1 protein-coding gene is annotated in these 1,707 nt (G+C 40.4%); it reads left to right on the top strand.

Annotation, left to right across the window (positions count from 1 at the left end):
• The first annotated feature begins 160 nt into the window (after nt 1-160).
• Complete coding sequence (locus tag ACXAD8_RS07285) at nt 161-1,699, top strand: NAD(P)-binding domain-containing protein (protein WP_475226692.1); 1,539 nt, start codon at nt 161-163, stop codon at nt 1,697-1,699.
• Nucleotides 1,700-1,707 lie beyond the last annotated feature (8 nt).

The raw sequence follows: 1,707 nt of genomic DNA, 5'->3' as shown, positions 1-1,707 counted from the left end.
AGTTTAAGTTAGCTGCCTGGAGGCGCAGTAAAATACCTCCAAAGATAGAATTTTTGAAAATGGGTTCGCATTCAAATCAGGCGAGGGGTTACTTTTGTCTGTTTAAGGGTGCGCGCATTGTTAACTAAAAGTACACACTAAAAATAAAATGGAGCGTTACATGTTAGACGTAGTTGTCATTGGTGCGGGCCCAGCTGGAGTCCAGGCAGCATATTTTTTAAAGCAAAAAGGGTTTACATTTGAAGTTTTAGAACGAAACGATTGTGCCGGGTCATTCTTTAAAACATTCCCAAGGCACAAAACTCTTATTTCGATCAATAAGCGCTATACAGGTAGCGATAACAGAGAGTTTAACTTAAGGCACGACTGGAACAGTTTGTTGTCGGAGAATGCTCCGTTATTCAAAGAGTTTGACGAAAAGTTATTTCCAAGTTCTGATTCACTATTGGAGTATATGACCTCTTTTATTGAATCGGAAGAATTGGATATTACCTACAATGCCGATGTAAAAGAAATCAGCAAAAACGATGGTGTTTTTAATGTTGAATTGACTTCAGGCAGAAATATTCAGGCGAAAACGGTGATCGTGGCCACTGGTTATACTAAGCCGAACATTCCTGATATTAAAGGTATTGAACATGCGGACGAATACTCCTTTTGTTCAGTAGATAAAAATGACTTTATTAATAAAAAAGTGCTGATTATCGGGAAAGGCAACTCCGCCTTTGAAACCGCTGATAACTTAGTTGAAACTGCTGCTGTTATTCACTTATCCAGTCCTAATTCGCTTAAACTCGCCTGGTCGAGCCACTACGTTGGTAATCTAAGAGCGGTGAACAACAACATCCTTGATATGTATCAGCTGAAATCTCAGCACGCTATTATGGATGCTGATATTGAAGAAATCGTTAAAACCGAAAATGGCTTTGAGGTTACCTTCAACTATAAGCATGCCGAAGGCGAAGTGGAAACTCTGAAGTATGATTATGTGCTGAGTTGTGCCGGATTCAAGTTTGGCGCTGACATTTTTGCGGAAAACTGTATGCCTGAACTCGCGTATATGGGTAAGTTTCCGAAAATGAATAATGGCTTTGAAAGCTCTAATGTGGAAGGTTTGTATTTTGCTGGTGCATTGATGCACATGTTGGATTACAAGAAAGCGACATCTGGTTTTATTCACGGTTTCCGTTACAACGTTAAGTCACTCATCGAAATACTAGAAAATAGAATTCTGGGCAAAAACATTCCTCATAAACTGGTGGAAAATGATGATGAAATACTAGGTAAGTATATTATCGACAGAGTCAATGTGGTTAGCAGCTTATGGCAGCAACCGGGCTTCCTGGCCGAGTTTTTCCGCCTTGGCAAAGGTGATATTGAGCATCATGAAGCCATGCCTCTGGAATACGGAACTCAGGATTATTTTGCAAACGACGATGTGCTGGCATTGACCTTCGAATATGGTCAGAACCACGATGGAGATATCTTTTCCCAGAATCGAATTGCTCGAGATAACCTGAACAACGCTGAGCAAAGCCAGTTCTTACATCCGGTTTTACGTCACTTCAAAAACGGAAAACTCATGAGCGAGTTCCATGTGATCGAAGATCTTGAGGCTCACTGGACATACGGTGAGCATTTAATTCATATCACGGAATATTTAAACAAGGAATTAGAGTTCAACTTTTCTCCAGCCTAAGCTGGATT

The organism is Planctobacterium sp. AWH2_060 (assembly GCF_056158425.1).
This window is presented reverse-complemented; position numbering and strand designations above follow the sequence as displayed.

Coding starts and splice junctions, on each gene's coding strand:
- ACXAD8_RS07285 (WP_475226692.1), top strand. CDS start 161: ATGTTAGACGTAGTTGTCATTGGTGCGGGCCCAGCTGGAGTCCAGGCA.